We start from the raw sequence: 11,924 nt of genomic DNA on the forward strand, positions 1-11,924 counted from the left end.
GCCCTGTGCTACCAGGACACAAACATCTGCCGGAAAAAAGCCCTTGTGTCGTAACGGATTCGCCCCCGCCGGCTGACCGGCGGGGGCGAAATCGGCTGTGCTATCGGGCGTACGGACTAGGCCACGACGGGAAGGAAGGGGGGCCGGGTCGCCTCGAAGGCAGTGATGTCGGCCTCGTGCCGGAGGGTCAGTCCAATGTCATCCAAGCCCTCCATCAGGCGCCACCGGCTGAAATCGTCGAGCGGGAACGACCAGGCGGCATCTCCCTGCCGGACCTGTCGGGCAGCCAGGTCGACGGTGATCACCGTGCCCGGCTCCCGCTCCACGAGGTCCCACAATTCTTCGATGGCCTTCAATTCCAGCTCGACCGGCAGCAACCCCTCCTTGAGGGCGTTGCCCCGGAAGATGTCACCGAAGCGCGGCGAGATCACGACCTTGAACCCCCAGTCGCGCAACGCCCACACCGCGTGCTCCCGGGAGGAGCCGGTACCGAACTCCGGACCGGCCAACAGGATCGACGCCCCGGAATACCTTTCATCGTTGAAAACGAATGTCGGGTCCTCCCGCCAGGCACTGAACAGGCCGTCGGCGAAACCGGTCCGCGTCACCCGTTTGAGGTACACCGCCGGGATGATCTGATCGGTGTCCACATTGGAACGGCGAAGCGGTACGGCGGTACCGTCGTGCACGGTGAACTTGTCCATTCGACTGCCCTTCAGAGATCAGCGGGAGCGGCCAGCCGGCCGACGACGGCGGTGGCGGCGGCAACCGGCGGCGACACCAGATGGGTACGCCCGCCCCGGCCCTGCCGGCCCTCGAAGTTGCGGTTGGAGGTCGACGCCGACCGCTCGCCCGGCGCGAGGGTGTCCGGGTTCATGCCCAGGCACATGGAGCAGCCGGCGAAGCGCCACTCGGCGCCGGCGTCGGTGAAGACCTTGTCCAGCCCCTCTGCCTCGGCCGCTACCCGGACCGCCGCCGAACCGGGTACGACGAGCATCCGTACCCCGTCGGCGACCCGGTGGCCGCGCAGCACGTCGGCGGCGGCCCGGAGGTCCTCCAGCCGGCCGTTGGTGCAGGAGCCGACGAACACCACGTCCACCGGCACGTCCCGCAGCGCGGTACCGGGGCGCAGGTCCATGTACTCCAGGGCGCGGCGGGCGGCGGTCCGCTCCGCGTCGGTGGGGAACTCCTCCGGGTCCGGCACGGCGTCGTTCAGCGCCGCACCCTGGCCCGGGTTGGTGCCCCAGGTGACGAAGGGGCTGATCCGGCTGGCGTCCAGGGTCACCTCGGTGTCGAAGACCGCACCCTCATCGGTGGGCAGGGTCCGCCAGTAGGCCACCGCGGCGTCCCAGTCGGCGCCCTGCGGGGCATTGGGCCGGCCCTGGAGGTACGCGAAGGTGGTCTCGTCCGGCGCGATCATGCCGGCCTTGGCGCCCCACTCGATGGACATGTTGGCCACCGTCATGCGTCCCTCCATGGAGAGCGCCCGGATCGCCTCGCCCCGGTACTCCACGATGTGGCCCCGGCCACCGCCGGTACCGACCTGGGTGATCAGCGCCAGGACGAGGTCCTTGGCGGTCACCCCGGGGGCCAGTTCGCCGACCACGTTCACCGCCATGGTCTTCGGCCGGGCCTGCGGCAGCGTCTGGGTGGCGAGGACGTGCTCGACCTCACTGGTGCCGATGCCGAAGGCCAGGGCGCCGAAGGCACCGTGGGTGGCGGTGTGCGAGTCGCCGCACACGATCGTCATGCCGGGCTGGGTCACCCCGAGCTGCGGCCCGATGACGTGCACGATGCCCTGGTTGTCGTCGCCCAGCGGGTGCAGCCGTACGCCGAACTCGGCGCAGTTGCGGCGCAGTGTCTCGATCTGGGTGCGCGATGTCGGGTCGGCGATGGTGAGCAGGTCACCACGGCGGCTGGCGAACCCGGGGTCGGCGTACCCCGTCGGGGTGTTGTGGTCCTCGGTCGCCAGTGTCAGGTCGGTACGGCGTACCCGCCGGCCGGCGAGCCGCAGCCCGTCGAAGGCCTGCGGGCTGGTCACCTCGTGCAACAGGTGGAGGTCGATGAAGAGTAGATCCGGCTCACCATCGGCGGACCGCACGACGTGCGCATCCCAGACCTTCTCGGCCAGGGTCCGGGGCGACGTTGATTTCGGAGTGACTCCCACCATCTGGACATCCTAAATTCTGGGAGGTATGTTTCGGCTTGTGGGACACAGTATGAGCGGTGTCGGCGTTCTCGACAAGGCGGTGGTCATCCTGGCCGCCTGTGTCGACGGCGCCAGCCTGGCCGAACTCGTCGAACGCACCAAGCTGCCCCGGGCCACCGCGCACCGGCTGGCACAGGCGCTGGAGATCCACCGGATGCTGGTCCGGGACACCCAGGGCCGATGGCGCCCCGGGCCCCGGCTCGGCGAGCTGGCCAACGCGGCGCCGGACGTGCTCCTGACCGCTGCGGAGCCGCTGCTGGCCGCCCTACGGGACGCCACCGGCGAAAGCGCCCAGCTCTACCTGCGCCGGGCCGATGAGCGGATCTGCGTGGCCGCCGCGGAGCGGGCCAGCGGGCTGCGGGACACCGTGCCGGTCGGCTCGGTGCTGCCGATGACCGCCGGCTCGGCCGCCCAGGTGCTGCTGGCCTGGGAGCCGCCGGAGGCGGTGATGCCGCTGCTGCCCCGGGCCAAGTTCACCGGGCGGGCCCTCGCCGAGGTCCGGCGGCGCGGCTGGGCGCAGAGCGTGGCCGAACGGGAGGCCGGCGTGGCGAGCGTCTCCGCACCGATCCGGGACCGTACCGGTCGGGTCATCGCGGCGATCAGCATCTCCGGCCCGATCGAGCGGCTGGGCCGGCGCCCCGGCGACCGGCACGCGATGGCCGTGGTCCGCGCCGGTCAGCGGCTCAGCGGCCTCTGAGCCGCCCTCCCGCAACCCAACACACCCCCATCACCCGCCGATCATGGAGGCGTGGTGCCCGTTAAGCCACTTACGCGGGCATTTGCACCCACCACAACTCCATGACCGGCGGGGTTTACCGAGCCCGGGAACGGGTATGTCCGGCAAAAGCGAAGCGGCCCGCTCCACTTAGTGGAACGGGCCGCTACCTCTGTAGCCCCGACCGGATTCGAACCGGCGCTACCGCCTTGAGAGGGCGGCGTCCTAGGCCGCTAGACGACGGGGCCAGGACTTTCTCTTTCCTCACCGCCCTTCCGGGCGGCGCTGCTGCACTCTATCAGAGATCCTTTCCCGCTTCCCAATCGGGCGGCGGTGCCGATCTCTGACCGAAACCAGCAACCGGTTTCCTTGCAGAAACCGGAAGCTGGGGTACCAGGACTCGAACCTAGACTAGCTGAACCAGAATCAGCCGGGCTGCCAATTACCCCATACCCCACTGGCCCCTTGCGGCGCCGGGAAGGAACTTTACTCCACCCCGCACCGGCCAGCCAAATCGGATCGGCAAACCCGCCCTGAGCTGTGGTTTTGCCGCCCACACGTCGGCTGAGCGCCACCACGGGTCACTCAGCACCATCACACATCAGCCGAGCGCCACCACCGGGTTGGACAGCTCGCCGATCCCATCGATGCGCACGGTCACCGTATCCCCGTCCTCGAGCGGGCTAACCCCTGCCGGCGTTCCGGTCAGCACCACATCGCCGGGGAGCAACGTCATCACGTGCGAGATGTACGACACCAGTCCCGGTACGTCGAAGACCATGTCCTTCGTCCGACCGAGCTGGCGTACCTCCATCTCGTCCGGGTTGCGACCCACCTCACAGCGGACCTCCAGGTCGCTGACGTCCAACCCGGTGGTGATCCACGGCCCGATCGGACAGAACGAGTCGAAGCCCTTGGCCCGGGTCCACTGCCCGTCCGAGCGTTGCAGATCCCGGGCGGTCACGTCGTTGGCGCAGGTGTACCCGAAGATGGCCCGCTCGGCGGCGGCCCGGTCGGCGCGACGGGCGCCCGGTGCCCCGATCACCACCGCCAGCTCCGCCTCGTGCTCGACCTGCTTGCTGAAGATCGGCAACCGGATCGCATCCCGGGGGCCGATCACCGAGGTGGACGGCTTCAGGAAGAGCAGCGGCTCGGCCGGTACCGCGCTGCCGTGCTCGGCGGCGTGCTCGGCGTAGTTACGCCCGACACAGACCACCTTGCTGGGCAGGATCGGCGAGAGCAGCCGGACGTCGGAGAACGCCCAGCGGGCCGTGGTGAACCGGATCTCACCGAACGGGTGGCCCTCGATCTCGGCGATCGTCCAGCCCTGCGGGCCGACCCCCGGCTCCCCCTCGACGACTCCGAACGACATTCCCTTGGCATGAGCAAAACGAGCGATACGCACGCAGTCAATCTAGCCCCATGCCCGACCCGGAGCCGCTGGTGGCGCGGCCGGGCACCATACCGCGCCCGCCGGACGGCAGGCCGGTTTCCCGTCTTCCGGCCCAGGTCACCACGGCACCGACCTAGCGTCGGGCTTCGGAGGTTCGTTTGTCATGCCTGCAACGACACGACACCGAATGCCAGCGGCGGCCCTCATCGGCTGCCTGGCCGCTCTGGCGGCCCCGATCAGCGGTCCGGCCGGCGCCGCCCCGCCCCCCGGATACCGGGAACCCGGGTACCAGGAACCGGCGCCCGGATGGCGGGAGCCGGAGCCCGGATGGCGGGAAGCGCCCCCGGGGCTCGTGGAGCCGGAACCCGTCCAGGAACCGGCGCCCGGCGCCCCGGGGATCCAGGAACCGGGCCCCGGTCGCGAACCGGCACCCCCGGCTCCCGGGCTCCAGGAGCCGCCACCCGGCGCTCCGGGCGCCCCGCAGCCGGCACCCGGCGCCCCGGGCGCACCCGGCCCGGGTGGTGCCGTACCCGGCGGTGCCGTACCCGGTGGCGCCGTCCCATCCAGTGGTACGGGTGCCCACCCGGGAAGCAGCTCGTCACCCCGCCCCCGGGGCACCTCCCGACCGAAACCACCGGTACCGCCGTCGGTCAGCATGGCCGTGGCGGGCACCGCCTCGGACGCTCCGACGTACCGGATCCAGGTCCGCAACCCAGGTCCGAACGCGCTGGACACCACCGTCCGGCAGACCCTGCCCCGGGGATCGTCGGCCACCTCGATCAGCGACGGCGGGCGGGCCACCTGGTCGGCGGACCGGGCCACCCCCAGCGAGGTCACCTGGCAGGTCACCGTCCCAGCATCCGGTACGACCACCCTGCGGGCCGCGATCCGACCGGCCCGGCCCGGACAGGCGGTGGTCACCCCGGCCTGCGTCTACGCCCGCACCGGCGGTACGCCGTACGACTGCGCCACGGCGACCTGGCTGGCACCATCAACTACTGCCGATGACACCGAGCAGCCAGCCCCGTGGCGCCGTCCACCGGTACTCGGCGGCGCACTGCTGGCCCTGCTCGCCCTGGGTGTCGGTGGCCCCTGGTGGTGGCGACGACACCACCGCCGGACGGCGGACCCGGTCACGCTCGGCCCCACGGACCCGGCAGCGGCCGAACGGGAGCGACGCGGCACCGTGTACCCCATCGCCTCGGTTCCCCGGCCGGCCAGCCGGCGCCGCCGGCCACCGGTCTGGCTGGTGGTCGCGACGGCCGCCGCGCTGCTCGCCGGGGTGATCGGCGCGGGGGCCTGGGTGGCGACCACCCGGGTGAGCGCCATGCACGCCGGGCCGCAACCCACCAGCGGGGCGTGGGTGGGACAGGCCACCGTCGGTGCGGTGGGCAGCACCTTGCGGGAGGCGGCCTTCGAGTTCACCGTCTACCGGCTCGCGTGCCCGCCGAACGGGGTGCGGCGGCAGTGTGAGGCAATCATCGGGGTACGCAACCTCACCTCGGAGAAGCAGCCCTGGCACGGCCAGTTGCAGCGGGCGTACCTGCCCGGTGGCACCTGGGTGGGCGTCGACGAGACCGCCACCCGGATCGCCAACCAGGGGCGGGACGTCTTCGACACCCCGGTACCGGCCGGTGGACGCCTGCTGGCGCCGCTGGTCTTCACCGTCGACGGCCCGCACCAACCGAGCCAGCTGGAACTCCGCAGCGGGGTCTTCTCGGCCGGCGTCCGGATCAACCTGGCCTGAGGTGTAAGGAAGGGCCCCCTATTAACGCATTCGGTAGAGGAAGGGCCCCTTCTTAACACACCAGCCCTACCCACCCAGCGTTAAGAAGGGGCCCCTGCAAACGTCGTACCCTGGGCTGGTGACCGCCGCTCTCGCTCCGCCCACCGCCGTGCTCGACCGCACGGACTGGCTGGCCCACCGGGACGCGCACACCGAGCGGGTCGACCGGTGGCTCGTGCCGCATCTGGCCCGCCGCCGCAGCGGCGTCAAGCATCCGGTGGAGGACTTCCTCTTCACCTACTACTCGCACCGCCCGGCACAGCTGCGCCGCTGGCATCCGGGCGCCGGGGTCACCCTGCGCGACGCGGATCCGGCCGAGTTCGGCGCCGACTACCGTGCCACGTCCGCCGGGCTCACCCTCGACATTGAGCGGGTACGCCAGCGCCGCAGCGAATCCATCGGCTGGATCCGGGACCTGTTGCAGGCCACCGCAGGGCGGGCGGCGCACCTGGGCTGCTTCGGCATGCACGAGTGGGCAATGGTGTACCGGCAGACCCAGGAGGAAGTACGCCACAACTCCTGGCCGCTGCGGCTCTCGCCCGAGCGGACCGCCGCGATCGTCGAGGAGCGGGGCGTACGGTGCAGCCACTTCGACGCGTACCGGTTCTTCACCGCCCCGGCCCGACCGTTGAACCTGCTGAACCCGACCCGGGAGACGCAACGGGACAACGAGCAGCCGGGTTGCCTGCACGCGAACATGGACCTCTACAAGTGGGCGTACAAGCTCTCTCCGCTGGTCCCCTCGGAACTGGTCGCCGACTGTTTCGAGTTGGCCCGGGAGATCCGTACCCTCGACATGCGGGCCAGCCCGTACGACCTGGCCGCACTCGGGTACCCGCCGGTCCGGATCGAGACCGTCGAGGGTCGGGCCGAGTACGTGGCCGCGCAACGCACCTTCGCCGAACGGGCCGCGCCGCTACGGGCCCGGCTCATCGCGGCCCTCACCTGAAGCGGCTGTTAATAAGGGCCCCTTCCTCTACCGAATGCGTTAAGAAGGGGCCCTTCCTTACAGCTCAGCAGGTGGCGGGTGGGGCGGTGTTGGTGGCGCCGGCGCTGGCCAGGAAGCCGAAGCTGGTGGACGCGCCGGGAGCCAGGGTGCCGTTCCAGCTCACGTTGCGTGCCGTGACGCCGGTACCGGTCTGCACCAGGTCGGCGTTCCAGGTCTGGCTGACCTGCTGCCCGTCGGTGAAGTTGAACCGGACGGTCCAGCCGGTGATCGGCGTGGTGCCGTTGTTGCGCACGGTCACCTCACCCTGGAAACCACCCTGCCACTGGTTGACGATCCGGTACGTCGCGGTACAGCCGGTGGGCGGCGGGGTCGTACCGGTCGGCGTCGGGGTGGGCGTGACCGTGGGGGTCACGGTGGGAGTGGGCGTGGGCGTGGGCGTGGGGGTCGCGGTGGGCGTGGGAGTGGGGGTCACGCCGTCCAGCGCGGCGGTCAGCGGTGGGTACCACCGGTCGGACATCTTCTGGTCCCCGGCGGCGTTCGGGTGTACCCCGTCGTAGGTGTCGGTGGCGGTGCTGAAGCCGGTCCACTGGTCGACCACGACGATCGGGGACTGTGCGGTGGTCTTGCCGGCCGCCCAGCCGTCGATGGTGCTGTTGAGGGCCACCGTCCGCTGGCCGCACTCGGCGCAGCTGGCCGGCGCCATCGGGATGATCTTCGCGACGAGGATCTTCATGGCCGGGTTGCTGGCCCGCATCTGGTCGACCAGCTTGCTGTACGCGGTGAGGATGGTGGCCGGCGGGATGTTGCTCCACACGTCGTTGGTGCCGAAGTGCATCAGCACGATGTCCGGCTGGGTGGCCGACAGCCAGCCGGGCAGCAGGTTCTGGCTGGCCACATTGGTCACCAGGTAGCCGCCGTGCCCCTCGTTGTCCCCGTCGTACGGCTGGCCGCAGCCCTGCGGGCCGAGCGTGCCGACGAAGTCGATGCTGGTGTGACCGGTGCTCTGCAACCTGTTCCAGAGCAGGGAACGCCAGCAGCCGGGCGAGCCGGTGATGGAGTCGCCGAGCGGCATGATCCGGACGGGGGTGGCGGCGGCACCCGCTCCGGGTACAGCCGCGGCAGCCGCTCCGGGTACAGCCGCGGCAGCCGCTCCGGGTACGGCGGCGGCCGGGGGCGCATCCGGGCCGGGCGCGGCGTTGGCCGGGGCGGTGGGCAGGCTGAGGACGAGGCCGAGCAGGGCTGCCATGGGTACGGCCAGCAGGGCGGCGAGGACAGCCGCGCCGAGCGGACGACGGCGGTCGACCGGAGGCCGGAAACCGTGGTGGGGACGTGGTTCGGGGACGCGGTGGTGCATGCGAGACTCCTGACACGGTGACGAGGTGCATGACGTGCCAGCCCGGAACTCCCACAGCATTGAAGCAGATAACTGGAAAGCGCTTCAACGGCGTCCGGCGCGCCGGGATCCGATCAGCCGGGGACCGCCGCGAAGCAACCCGGCAAACCGGTCAGCCGGGGACGACCCGGCCCTGGTGCCGTGCCCACTCGTGGGCCAGGATCGACATGACAGTGGCGTCGACCCAGGAGTCGCCGTCGCGCAGCGCCTCCCGCAGAATGCCCTCCGCCACGAAGCCGACCTTCTCGTACACCCGACGGGCCCGGGGATTGAAGGCGTACACCTCCAACGAGATCCGGTGCAGGCCGAGTTGCGCGAAGCCGTGGCCGACGATGAGGCGTACCGCCTCGGTGCCGAGCCCCCGGTCTCGGCCGTTGGCGGCGAGCAGGGTACGGAAGCTGCAACTCGCGTTCGCCGGGTCGTACTCGTTGAGCACCACCTCGCCGACACACTCCCCGGTGGCCCGGTCCACCACGGCCAGGTCGAGCCGGTCGGTCTGCGCGTTACGGGTGGAGTACCACCGCCGGCAGCGCTCGGCGTCGAACTCCTCCCCACCGGCACTGCCGGTGAGCCGGCGTACCTCGGGGTCGGCCAGGACGGCGACGAAGGCGGGCAGGTCGGCGTCGATGAACGGGCGGAGGACGACCCGATCACCGACCAGGGTCGGCTTGACGGAGAAGTCGGCGACATCGGGCATTGCCGGATTGTTGGGGGCGGGTACGCCGGCCCGCTACGGGTTTTCCAGGCCGGCCGACGATCCGCCCCCGGCCCGGTTCACCGGGATGCGCGGGCGAGCGCCGCGACGAAGCAGCGCCAGTCGGCCGGGGCAAAGGTGAGCACCGGGCCCGAGCGGTCCTTGCTGTCCCGCACCGCGACCAGGCCGGGCAGGTTATCCGCCACCTCCACACAGTCTCCACCGTTGGTGCCGCTGCGGGTGCTGGTCCGCCAGCGGGCCCCAGTCGGGTCGACCATCACCACTCCTCAAGCATCGATTCGATGAAGCTCCTCGATTGTTCCGCATCCAGCGCGGTCGCTTCAAGCCCGCGCCAGACCCGCTCGTAGGTTGTCACCTCGGCCGGCCGGTCCAGGTAGAGCGCACCGGTGATCGACTCGCTGTAGACAGTGGTCGGCTCGGCCCGGCCGATCCCGCCGGGCTTCGGGAACTCCAGCAGGGTGAAGGTGCCGGCCTCGGCGGCCAGCGGGGCCCGGCGGCGGACGGCAGTACCCGCACCCGGACGTTGGGCAGCAGCCCGAGGTCCCGCAGGTGGGCGAGCTGCCCCAGCCAGACCTTCCGGTCCGGCACCGGCCGGCGCAGCACCGCCTCGCTGAGTACCACGTCCACCTCGGGAGCGGCCGGCAGCCGGCGTACCAGGATCTGCTGGCGCTGCATCCGGACGGCGATGGTCCGGTCCCGCTCCGGCTCCGGGGTCTCCGGCCGGTTGAGCTGGTAGAGCGCGGTGATGTACTCCCGGGTCTGGAGCAGTCCAGGAATCAGCTCGGCGTTATAGAGACGCAGTCCAGAAGCAGCCCCCTCCAGCGAGACGTAGAGCGAGAACCACTGCGGGATGGCGTCCCCGTAGGCGTGCCACCAGCCCCGGGACCGGGTCTCCCGGACCAGCCCGAGCAGCACCGCCCGCACCCCCTCCGGCGCGTCGTACCGGTCACAGAGGACGGTGACATCCGGCGCGCGCATCGGGACGAGACCCTTCTCCATCCGCCAGACCTTCTGCCGGGAACACTGCAACAGATCGGCAGCGCCGTCCAGGGTGACCCCTGCCTCCTCGCGCAACTCGGTGAGAAACCGACCGAGTTGCCGGCGCGGCACCGTCGAACCCGTTGTTTCCTCCGTCATGCAACAAACCGCCTCTCCTGGTGCAACGGAACACGTCCGTGGCGTACCCGGCCGGTCCCGATTCCTCAATGGAGGGATCAGTCGGGTACGCCGCATCAGGAGATGAACCGTTCAGCAGGCGGAAAGGACACGGGACCGGGGCGGAGCCGGGTCAGTCGCCGGTGTAGCGGCGCTGCTGTTTGCGCTGCGACTGGCGCTTCTTCTCGTCGAGCCGGCGCTGCTTCGCCCCGCGGGACGGCCGGGTCGGCCGGCGTGGCGGCGGTGGTGGGGCGACCGCGTCCCGGAGCAGGGCCACCAGCCGGGCCCGGGCCGCCTCACGGTTGGCGAGCTGCGCCCGGTGTTCACTGGCGGCGATGGTGAGCACCCCGTCGACCAGCCGCCCGGCGAGCCGGTCCACCGCGCGGGCCCGCAGGTACTCCGGGAGGCTCGGCGAGCCGGCCACGTCGAAGCTCAACTCGACCCGGGAGTCTGCGGTGTTGACGCCCTGCCCGCCCGGCCCGGAGGAACGGGAGAACCGCTCCCGCAGCTCGGCGCCGGGGATGACCAGGCGGTCGGTCACGCGCAGATCATCGGCCACGCCCCGAGGCTAGCCGCTGCCCGGCGCTCCCCGCTCGGGGATTCCACCGGAGTTGCGTCGGCCCCTCAACCGCAGCCGCGCACGGGCGAGCACGGCACGCACGGGCAGCACGAGCGCGCACGGCACGCACGAGCGAGAACGGCACGCACCGGCAGCACGAGCGAGCACGGCACGTGCCGGTCAGCCGCCCTTGCCGATGATGGTGTCGGCGACCTGCTGCACCTGCTCGATCGGGATGGCGAACCCGATCCCGATCGAACCGTTGCCGTCGATGGTGGCGATCGCGGTGTTCACCCCGACCACCTCGCCCCGGGCGTTGACCAGCGGGCCTCCCGAGTTGCCCGGGTTGATCGAGGCGTCGGTCTGTACCGCCGAGTGCCGGTTGTTGCCCAGCCGGACCTGCCGGTCCAGCGCGCTGATGATGCCGGCGGTGACCGTGCCGGGCAGGCCGAGCGGTGAACCGACCGCCAGCACCGGCTCTCCCACCTTGGTACTGCCCGGTTTGGCCAACGGCAGCGGGGTCAGCGCCGCCGAGGGGGGTACCCGCAGCACGGCGATGTCGCTGCCCGGTTCCCGCCCCACCACCTCGGCCGGCAGCCGTCGGCCGCCGGGGGTCTCCACGGTCACCGACCGGGCCCGGGCGCGGGCGATGATGTGGTCGTTGGTGATGACGTGCTGCTGGTCGTCGAGCGCGAATCCGGAGCCGCTACCGCCGTCGACCAGTACCGAGACCACCCCCGGCACGGTCCGCCCGGCGGCGGTGACCAGCTCGGCCGGTACCGGCGCGGCCGTCGCCGCCTTCGGCTCGCCGCCCTGTCCGGCCACCCAGCCGCCGGCCAGGCCACCGGACGCGGTGGAGACCGCGACCAGGGTCAGCCCGGTGAGCAGCGTCCGGCGCCACCCGCCGCCGCCGCCGGAATCGGGTACCTCCCGACGCCCGGTCCCGTCAGGGTGCAGGTGGGGCGAGATGAACCAGGGGCCCCGGGGTTCACCGAGGCCGGTCTGCACTGCCATCGTCCGCCTCCTCGTGGCGTGAAGGGTGTGGGTGCC

The 11,924-nt window shown here is 71.3% G+C and carries 13 protein-coding genes and 2 tRNA genes; 3 read left to right on the forward strand and 12 right to left on the reverse strand.

Annotated features, from left to right (window positions below; translation table 11 throughout):
* Nucleotides 1-116 precede the first annotated feature (116 nt).
* Nucleotides 117-704 (reverse strand): 3-isopropylmalate dehydratase small subunit, encoded by a 588-nt coding sequence (gene leuD, locus V6U90_RS15585; RefSeq protein WP_334436284.1) that lies wholly within the window; start codon nucleotides 702-704, stop codon nucleotides 117-119.
* Between the two features lie 11 nt (nucleotides 705-715).
* Nucleotides 716-2,170: a 3-isopropylmalate dehydratase large subunit gene (gene leuC, locus V6U90_RS15590; RefSeq protein WP_334436287.1), complete on the reverse strand. Its 1,455-nt coding sequence runs from the start codon at nucleotides 2,168-2,170 to the stop codon at nucleotides 716-718.
* A gap of 49 nt (nucleotides 2,171-2,219) precedes the next feature.
* On the opposite strand from leuC, the gene V6U90_RS15595 reads away from it, so the two are divergent.
* Nucleotides 2,220-2,906 carry an IclR family transcriptional regulator gene (locus V6U90_RS15595; protein ID WP_208816435.1) on the forward strand — a complete coding sequence of 229 codons (687 nt, stop codon included), beginning with the start codon at nucleotides 2,220-2,222 and terminating at the stop codon, nucleotides 2,904-2,906.
* 193 nt (nucleotides 2,907-3,099) lie between these two features.
* Here the strand turns inward: V6U90_RS15595 and V6U90_RS15600 are convergent.
* The 3 genes from V6U90_RS15600 to V6U90_RS15610 form a co-directional block, all read right to left on the reverse strand.
* A tRNA-Glu gene (locus tag V6U90_RS15600) sits at nucleotides 3,100-3,172 on the reverse strand.
* Between the two features lie 137 nt (nucleotides 3,173-3,309).
* Nucleotides 3,310-3,381, reverse strand: a tRNA-Gln gene (locus V6U90_RS15605).
* A 144-nt stretch (nucleotides 3,382-3,525) separates the two neighbouring features.
* Complete coding sequence (locus V6U90_RS15610) at nucleotides 3,526-4,329, reverse strand: fumarylacetoacetate hydrolase family protein (protein WP_334436291.1); 804 nt, start codon at nucleotides 4,327-4,329, stop codon at nucleotides 3,526-3,528.
* Nucleotides 4,330-4,972: 643 nt separating this feature from the next.
* Here V6U90_RS15610 and V6U90_RS15615 point away from each other — a divergent pair.
* Together V6U90_RS15615 and V6U90_RS15620 are read left to right on the forward strand one after the other, a co-directional pair.
* Nucleotides 4,973-6,064: a hypothetical protein gene (locus V6U90_RS15615; RefSeq protein WP_334436294.1), complete on the forward strand. Its 1,092-nt coding sequence runs from the start codon at nucleotides 4,973-4,975 to the stop codon at nucleotides 6,062-6,064.
* Nucleotides 6,065-6,182: 118 nt separating this feature from the next.
* Nucleotides 6,183-7,052: a 3-methyladenine DNA glycosylase gene (locus V6U90_RS15620; RefSeq protein WP_334436297.1), complete on the forward strand. Its 870-nt coding sequence runs from the start codon at nucleotides 6,183-6,185 to the stop codon at nucleotides 7,050-7,052.
* 64 nt (nucleotides 7,053-7,116) lie between these two features.
* Here V6U90_RS15620 and V6U90_RS15625 read toward each other — a convergent pair whose 3' ends face one another.
* The 7 genes from V6U90_RS15625 to V6U90_RS15655 form a co-directional block, all read right to left on the reverse strand.
* Nucleotides 7,117-8,406 (reverse strand): cellulose binding domain-containing protein, encoded by a 1,290-nt coding sequence (locus V6U90_RS15625; protein ID WP_334436299.1) that lies wholly within the window; start codon nucleotides 8,404-8,406, stop codon nucleotides 7,117-7,119.
* 151 nt (nucleotides 8,407-8,557) lie between these two features.
* Nucleotides 8,558-9,142 (reverse strand): GNAT family N-acetyltransferase, encoded by a 585-nt coding sequence (locus tag V6U90_RS15630; protein WP_334436301.1) that lies wholly within the window; start codon nucleotides 9,140-9,142, stop codon nucleotides 8,558-8,560.
* 77 nt (nucleotides 9,143-9,219) lie between these two features.
* Complete coding sequence (locus V6U90_RS15635) at nucleotides 9,220-9,417, reverse strand: DUF397 domain-containing protein (protein ID WP_334436304.1); 198 nt, start codon at nucleotides 9,415-9,417, stop codon at nucleotides 9,220-9,222.
* Nucleotides 9,417-9,590, reverse strand: a complete 174-nt coding sequence (locus V6U90_RS15640) for a Scr1 family TA system antitoxin-like transcriptional regulator (RefSeq protein WP_334436423.1) — start codon at nucleotides 9,588-9,590, stop codon at nucleotides 9,417-9,419. Before V6U90_RS15640 ends, V6U90_RS15635 begins: the two co-directional genes overlap by 1 nt.
* Nucleotides 9,512-10,297, reverse strand: a complete 786-nt coding sequence (locus tag V6U90_RS15645) for a helix-turn-helix domain-containing protein (RefSeq protein WP_334436307.1) — start codon at nucleotides 10,295-10,297, stop codon at nucleotides 9,512-9,514. Before V6U90_RS15645 ends, V6U90_RS15640 begins: the two co-directional genes overlap by 79 nt.
* A gap of 151 nt (nucleotides 10,298-10,448) precedes the next feature.
* Nucleotides 10,449-10,874, reverse strand: coding sequence for an alternative ribosome rescue aminoacyl-tRNA hydrolase ArfB (arfB, locus tag V6U90_RS15650; RefSeq protein WP_334436310.1), 426 nt, complete (start codon nucleotides 10,872-10,874; stop codon nucleotides 10,449-10,451).
* Nucleotides 10,875-11,054: 180 nt separating this feature from the next.
* Entirely contained in the window at nucleotides 11,055-11,888 is an 834-nt protein-coding gene (locus V6U90_RS15655) for a S1C family serine protease (protein ID WP_334436313.1), read from the reverse strand.
* Between the last annotated feature and the right edge of the window lie 36 nt (nucleotides 11,889-11,924).

This window comes from Micromonospora sp. CPCC 206060 (assembly GCF_036906895.1).
Taxonomy (GTDB): Bacteria; Actinomycetota; Actinomycetes; order Mycobacteriales; family Micromonosporaceae; genus Micromonospora.

Coding starts and splice junctions, on each gene's coding strand:
- leuD (WP_334436284.1), bottom strand. CDS start 704: ATGGACAAGTTCACCGTGCACGACGGTACCGCCGTACCGCTTCGCCGT.
- leuC (WP_334436287.1), bottom strand. CDS start 2,170: ATGGTGGGAGTCACTCCGAAATCAACGTCGCCCCGGACCCTGGCCGAG.
- V6U90_RS15595 (WP_208816435.1), top strand. CDS start 2,220: ATGAGCGGTGTCGGCGTTCTCGACAAGGCGGTGGTCATCCTGGCCGCC.
- V6U90_RS15615 (WP_334436294.1), top strand. CDS start 4,973: ATGGCCGTGGCGGGCACCGCCTCGGACGCTCCGACGTACCGGATCCAG.
- V6U90_RS15625 (WP_334436299.1), bottom strand. CDS start 8,406: ATGCACCACCGCGTCCCCGAACCACGTCCCCACCACGGTTTCCGGCCT.
- V6U90_RS15630 (WP_334436301.1), bottom strand. CDS start 9,142: ATGCCCGATGTCGCCGACTTCTCCGTCAAGCCGACCCTGGTCGGTGAT.
- V6U90_RS15635 (WP_334436304.1), bottom strand. CDS start 9,417: ATGGTCGACCCGACTGGGGCCCGCTGGCGGACCAGCACCCGCAGCGGC.
- V6U90_RS15645 (WP_334436307.1), bottom strand. CDS start 10,297: ATGACGGAGGAAACAACGGGTTCGACGGTGCCGCGCCGGCAACTCGGT.
- V6U90_RS15655 (WP_334436313.1), bottom strand. CDS start 11,888: ATGGCAGTGCAGACCGGCCTCGGTGAACCCCGGGGCCCCTGGTTCATC.